Below are 6,436 nucleotides of genomic sequence, written 5' to 3' on the forward strand. Positions count from 1 at the left end.
CGGCTGTCGACCGGGAAGTGCCACGAGGGCCAGGACCAGCGCGACGACCGCCAGCGCCACCACCGCGCCGACGACGGCTGCCCACCCGGGTCCGGAGAACGCATACCCGAGCAGCCAGCCCACGAGGGCTGACCCGCTGTAGTACGCGACGTTGTAGAGGGCGGTGGCCTGCGCCCGCCCCGTCGTGGCGCGGGCGCCCACCCAGGCCGAGGCGGTCGCGTGGGCGGCGAAGAACCCGGCCGTGAGCACGAGGAGTCCCACAACGACGAGCAGCAGCGCCCCGGCCAGGGTCACCGCCGCTCCCGCCACCATCGTCAGCGTCCCGGCCAGCAGCACCCGTCGCCGCCCGAAGCGGGGCACCCAGCGGCCGGTCAGTCGGGAGCTGACGGTGCCGGCGGCATACGCGGCGAAGATGAGCGACCCGACCGTCGCGGGCAGCGCGAACTCGGGCCCCTCGAGCCGGAAGGCGAGGTAGTTGTAGACCGCGACGAAGCCGCCCATGAGCAGGGCACCCTGCGCGTAGAGGGCGAGCAGCGCGGGGTCCCGGAGGCTGGTGCGTATGCCGTCCGCGACGGTCCGTGCGCTCGTTGCGGTCGTGGGCCGGTAGCCGCGCGGACGCGGCATGAGCCGCAGGAACACCACCGAGGCGACGGCGCAGACGGCGGCGACCGTGAGCAGCGCCGGCCGCCACCCGACGAGGCCGGCGAGCGGCCCGGCGATGAGGCGACCGGCAGCGCCACCGACCGTGGTGCCGGAGATGTAGGCGGCCGCGGCGGCCGCGGTGTGCCGTGCGTGCACCTCGTCGTGCAGGTAGGTGACGGCCAGGGCCGGGATGCCACCGAGCGCCATGCCCTCGACGAGCCGCAGCCCGATAAGGACGCCGAGGTTCGGCGAGAGGGCGACGAGCACCCCGAGCACCGTGGAGGCGACGATGGCGACCTGCATCGCGCGCAGCCGGCCGACCCGGTCGGCGACCCACGACCACGGCAGCACGGCCAGGGCCACACCGAGGGTCGCCAGCGAGACCGACAGGGCGGCGTCGGCGGGGCTGACGTGCAGGCCTCGGGCGAGCGTCGGCAGCAGGCCCTGCGGGGAGTAGAGCTGGGCGAAGGTGGCGAGCCCCGCGGCGCCGAGGCCCACGAGGATGCGGCGGTACTCCCGGCTGGCGGGTAGGTGCCCGTGCCAGCTCATGTGCTCGTCAGACGGCGGTCGACTCGTCCACCGGACCGCCCGAGCCGCCGAGCTCGGCGTCCACCCAGCGGGCGGCATCGACCGGGTCGCAGTGCAGCACCGTGGCGTGGCACAGGTCGGCCACCTCCTCCGTCGCTCCGAGCGCTGCCAGCAGGACCGTAGTGGTCTCGGCCAGCCGCCGGAGAGCCGGGGCCTGCGCGGCGAACGCCGTCGTCCGGTGGGCGGCGAGGACGACGACGTCGGGGGCGAGGGTGCGGCAGGTGTGGGCGAGCTCGGAGGTGGGGGTGCTCGCGCCGAGGTAGCAGGTGCGCCAGCCCAGGCGCGAGAGCGCGATGGCCGTCGCCATGAGGCCGAACTCGTGCCGTTCGCCGGGCATGCACGCGAGCACGGCGAGCGGGCCGTCGGCGGGCTCGTCGGCTCCCATCAGGACCGAGAGCCGCAGACGGATCACGTTGCTCGCGAAGTGCTCCTGGCCGACGCCGATGGACCCGGTGGACCAGCGTTCACCCACATCGTGGAGGTAGGGCAGGACGACGAGCGAGAGGGCATCCTCGATGCCCAGCCGGTCGAAGACCTCGCCGAGGACCCGGTGCCCGCCCGTCTCGTCGAAGGCCTCGAGCGTCCCCTGCAGGCGCGCCCGCCACTGGCGGGGGGTGGTGCGGCCTGGGCTGGTCATGGGTGAGCTCCTCACGTCTGCTCCGTCGGGCAGGGCGCATCCCGGGCCCGAACCAGCGCTACGTACCCATTCGACGACTTTTGCGTCCAGCCGTGACCGAATCGTGCCCTTGGCGACACAAAGTCGCTTGCGGCAGGGCTCGCCGCGGAAAGGATGGAGGTATGCCGTCCTCCGCCCGGGTGCCCGCCAGCACGACGCTCGAGGTCGCGTGCGACGAGTCCGGCTCGGAGGGCGAGAAGCTCGTCGGCGGGAGCACGGACACCTTCGCGCACGCGAGCGTCGCCGTCAGCACGGCGGTGGCCGAGGAGACGATCGCCCGGGTCCGCGTCGAGGCGCGCTCGCCGGCGACGGAGGTCAAGGCGAGCGTCGTCCTGCGCCCACAGAACCGGCGGGTCCTCGAGTGGCTGCTCGGCGACCGGGGGCCGCTGCTCGGGCACTCGCACGTCCACCTCACCGACAAGGCGCTGCACCTGACGGGGCGGATGCTCTGGCTGCTCCGGGACGGGGCGCGCGACGGGATGGGCGGAGGCGTGGACGGGGACGGGGACGCCAGAGGGTTGCACCGGGAGGCGGCCCGGCGGGTCGGCCGCGAGGCCTGGGTGTCGGTCCTCGCCGCGTTCAACGACGTCGTGCGGGCCCGGTCCCTCGAGGAGGCGAGCGCCGGCGCCTCGCTGCTGGCGTGCCGCCTCTCGGAGGTCGGCGGGCAGCTCGACCGCAGCCTGCCCGCCGAGGGCTGGTCCGTGCCCCTCGACCCGGAGGGACTGCTGCGACTCGTCGCCAGGGGTCGCGGTGCGCTCGACCCGATCGTGCCGGCGCTCGCGGACACGCTGCGCCACTGGGGGTCCCCCGGCAGACCGTTCCGGGTCGTCCACGACGTCCAGGCGAGCCTGACCGAGGCGGCGGTCCGCGCGGCCGTCACCGGCAGCGGCGCCGAGGCCTCGGGTGCGTTCCGAGGGCTGCACTTCGTGGACTCGCACGCCGACCCGCGCGTGCAGCTGGCGGACTTCCTCGCCGGGGCCGTGCGGCGCATCGCCTCGCAGGTCCTCGCCGGCGACGCTGACCCGACCCTCGTCACCCTCGTGACGCCCTACCTCAGTGACCGCTCCGTCTGGCTGGGGCCGTGGCCCGCAGGGACGGGCGCCACGTCACTACCCCGGGTTGCGGGTCGGTGACGTGGCGTGCTGGGTCAGCGGAAGTAGCTGTGCCCCCAGCACCGCCCCTTGACGAGCGCCTCGACCTCCCGGGCGACGGCGGGACTCTCGATCTCGTGCAGCTCACACATGACGACCCCTGATCGTGAGTTGGGCGGTGCGGACGCGGGCGCGCCGGCAGCGCCGACGCTAGGGCCGAGCACCCTTGCCGTACATGGGGAGGACTCCCCGGCCCCTCACCGCTGCGACGGAGGGGTGCCGGACGCCACGAGCGCGTCACCGAGGGCGGTGCGCCAGTAGAGCACCTCCCGACCGGACCTGCGGCGCAGCACGACTCCCGCAGCGAGCAGGATCTGGAGGTGGTCGCCCACCGAGCCCAGCGGCATGCCGGTCGTGGCGACGAGCCCGCTTGTGCTGCAAGGCGACTCGAGAGCGACCAGCAGTCGAGCGCGAGCCCTTCCGACGAGCCGCTCGAGCCCGTCGGTGGCGCCGCCGTCCACGGGAGCGAGCGCGCCGGCGACGGGGTAGTACACGGCATACCGGCTCGGGAGCAGCCAGCCCACCCAGCGAGCCCGGTGGTTGACGGGCACGAAGAAGAGGTCGGCGTCGTCGGGCAGCACCCGCGACGGCAGGTCGTAGTTGTTGATCCGCAGGTGCCCCTTGCCGACCCACTCGCGGTCGCGTCCGAGGTCGCGCAGCACGGCGGCCCAGCCCTGGGTCGCGAGGCGGGAGGTGCGAGATACGACGTCGGCCCGCAGGATGCGCTCGCGACGCGCCCAGTCGGTCGCCAGCACGTGCGTCCACACCCACTCGAGCAGCTGCGCTGCCTGCTCGGTGAGGCCGTCGCGCTGCAGCTCGGCGGGCAGCGTCGCGGACGGTGAGCTCTCCGCGAGCTGGGCGCGCACGAGCGCGTCGCCGAGCGTGCGGACGTCGTCGAGCTCCTCCTCGAAGGTCCGCCCGCCGCCCTGGGGCGGCAGGCACAGCCAGTCCGAGATCCAGCCCTTCCTCCAGCTGTGCTCGAGCACGGTCCGGCGCACCGGGTGCTCCTCGAGCATCGCTCGGAAGGCCTCACCGTGGGCCGCGGCGAGGGCACGGCCGCCCGGGTCGGACGGCCGCACCAGGTCGTTGAGGGCGCCGACCGTCTCGATGCGCGGGGAGACGACGAAGCGGCTGCGTGCAAGCAGGTCCGCCGAGATCTGCCAGGTGCCCATGTTTCGCCTCCGTCCGAAACATTAGCGGCGGAGGTGCCCCGAAGGTCAAGGTGAGCACGTGACGACCTACCGACAGCTCTTCGCCGTCCCCGAGTTCCGGGTGCTCTTCCTCGTCCAGTGCCTCAACATCGGGTCGTATGCCGTCGCGTCCCTGGCGCTCGGCACCATCACCTTCACGGCGACCGGGTCGCCCGTGCTGACCGCCCTCGCCATGTTCGGGGCGCCGCTGATGCGGGTCGTCGGCCAGACCCTCTTCGGCTCCGGGTCGGACCTCGTGCGGCCACGCACCGCCCTCGTGCTCGTCACGACGACGACGATGGTGACCGACCTGCTCCAGGCGCTGCCCGGCCTGGCGTGGGGCTGGCGCTTCGCCCTGCTGGCCGTCGGCCCGCTCATCACCTCGGCGCTCGGCGGCAGCATGATCGCGCTCGTCTCGGACATCCTGCCGCCCGACGGCTTCATCCTCGGCCGGGCCACGATGAACATCGCGGTGGGCGGCATGCAGATCGTCGGCTACGGCGTCGGGGGCCTGCTGCTCATCTCCTTCACCACCACGCAGCTCTTCCTCGGCTCGGCCGCCGCCCTGCTCGGCGCCGTGCTCCTGCTGCGTCTCGGCCTCTCCGACCACCCGGCGCGGGAGTCCGGCGCCTCGGTCGTGAGGCGCACCCGCGAGGTCAACCGGGCCCTGCTCGCCTCGCGCGTGACCCGGCCGATCTACCTGACGCTCTGGGTTCCCAACGGCCTCATCGTCGGCTGCGAGGCGCTGTTCGTGCCGTTCGCCGGTGCGCGGGCCGGCTACCTCTTCGCCGTGACCGCGGCGGGAATGCTGCTCGGTGACGTGGTCGTCGGCCGGTTCCTCGCCGTCGCGGTGCGCGACCGGCTCATCGGCCCGCTGCGCCTGCTGCTCGCCGTGCCCTACCTCGGGTTCTTCCTCGTCCCGTCGCTACCGTATGCCGCCGTGCTGGCCTTCGTGGCCTCCGCGGGCTACTCGGCGAGCCTGCCGTTGCAGGAACGGCTCGTGACCCACACGGAGGGCCGGGCGCGCGGCCAGGTCTTCGGACTGCAGGGCACGGGGCTCATGGTGGGGCAGGCCCTCGGTGCCCTGCTTGGCGGGGCGCTGGCGAGCGCTCTGGGGGTGGGCCCGGCCGCCGCCGCGCAGGCGATGGGCGTCATGGCGGTGGCGTCGGTGGCCGTCTCGGTCGCCCTCACGCCCGGTCTGCGCCGTTCCCGCCCGGCCGCCGAGGTGCGCGGGACCGTGCCTGCCTGAGCGGGTGGGGGACAGCACCCCGGAGGTCACACCTTCACCTCTCAGGACGCCACGAGACCCCGCCGTCTCGCGATGGCCGCGGCCTCGGTGCGACCCGAGGCGCCGAGCTTGGCGAGCAGGTTGGAGACGTGCACGCTGACGGTCTTGGTGCTGATGTAGAGCTGTCGGCCGATCTGCCCGTTGGTGAGGCCCCGGGCCAGCAGGTCGAGCACCTCGAGCTCGCGCGGCGTCAGCTCGAGCCGACCCTCTCCGGCGGCTCGCTGCGCCGAAGGGGCGCCGCGGCGCGCGCCGTCGAGCTCGTCGAGCTCGTGGAGCAGGGGGCCGGCGCCGAGTCGGACGGCGACCTCCCGAGCCGCCTCGGCGCTCGCGCGCGCGCCCGCGTCGTCCCCGGCAGCCCGCAGGGCCGAGGCCAGACGCGCCTGGGACCGCGCGGTCTCGAAGACGTGGCCGTAGCGCTCGAATGCGGCGACGCTCTGGCGCCACGCCTCGACGAGCTCGGCCACGGGTGGTGGGTCGGCGCGACCCGCCACGCGCTGCAGTCGCAGCACCTCCGCCTCGAGGCGGGCGATCCACGCCCACGTCTCCCGGCTGGTGTCCTCGAGCGGCCCGGGGGCCGCCCGCTCGAACATCGGCCGGGTGGCCTTCTCGAGGGCCGGCCGCGGCTGCCCGATACCCCGGGCGCGGTCGGCGAGCTCGTCCACGAGAGCGAGTGCACGATCACGCAGTGGGGCGTCCCCTCGGGGCACGAGCGTCGCGGCCTGGCCGGCGACGAGGGCCCCGATCCGCGCGACCGCGTGGTAGTCGCCCCAGGCGGCGTCGAGGACCCGCACGGCTGCCTCGGTCACCTCGAGCAGTCCTTCCAGATCGCCCGCCTGGCCGAGCAGGTCGATCGCAGGCATGAGGGTCTGCACGACACTCAGCCCGTCGACGGGCCACCACT

Annotated in this window: 6 protein-coding genes; 2 read left to right on the forward strand and 4 right to left on the reverse strand. The window is 74.2% G+C overall.

Annotated elements, in window-relative coordinates:
- Together ABD194_RS20490 and ABD194_RS20495 are read right to left on the reverse strand one after the other, a co-directional pair.
- A partial coding sequence (locus ABD194_RS20490; RefSeq protein ID WP_343994965.1) for an MFS transporter occupies nt 1-1,191 on the reverse strand: 1,191 nt, incomplete at its 3' end.
- Between the two features lie 7 nt (nt 1,192-1,198).
- Nucleotides 1,199-1,867: a cobalamin B12-binding domain-containing protein gene (locus ABD194_RS20495; RefSeq protein WP_343994967.1), complete on the reverse strand. Its 669-nt coding sequence runs from the start codon at nt 1,865-1,867 to the stop codon at nt 1,199-1,201.
- A gap of 161 nt (nt 1,868-2,028) precedes the next feature.
- Here ABD194_RS20495 and ABD194_RS20500 point away from each other — a divergent pair, with 161 nt between their 5' ends.
- On the forward strand, nt 2,029-3,039 hold the full coding sequence (locus tag ABD194_RS20500) for a DUF3800 domain-containing protein (RefSeq protein ID WP_343994969.1): 1,011 nt from the start codon (nt 2,029-2,031) through the stop codon (nt 3,037-3,039).
- Nucleotides 3,040-3,254: 215 nt separating this feature from the next.
- On the opposite strand, the gene ABD194_RS20505 is transcribed toward ABD194_RS20500, so the two are convergent.
- Entirely contained in the window at nt 3,255-4,229 is a 975-nt protein-coding gene (locus tag ABD194_RS20505) for an ArsR/SmtB family transcription factor (protein WP_343994971.1), read from the reverse strand.
- 58 nt (nt 4,230-4,287) lie between these two features.
- Here ABD194_RS20505 and ABD194_RS20510 point away from each other — a divergent pair, with 58 nt between their 5' ends.
- A complete protein-coding gene (locus ABD194_RS20510; RefSeq protein ID WP_343994973.1) occupies nt 4,288-5,496 on the forward strand; it encodes an MFS transporter in 1,209 nt (402 codons plus the stop codon).
- A gap of 41 nt (nt 5,497-5,537) precedes the next feature.
- On the opposite strand, the gene ABD194_RS20515 is transcribed toward ABD194_RS20510, so the two are convergent.
- Nucleotides 5,538-6,436: helix-turn-helix transcriptional regulator (locus ABD194_RS20515; RefSeq protein WP_343994975.1), on the reverse strand; the 899-nt coding region annotated here is incomplete at its 5' end.

This window comes from Terrabacter terrae, assembly GCF_039529575.1.
Taxonomy (GTDB): domain Bacteria; phylum Actinomycetota; class Actinomycetes; order Actinomycetales; family Dermatophilaceae; genus Terrabacter; species Terrabacter terrae.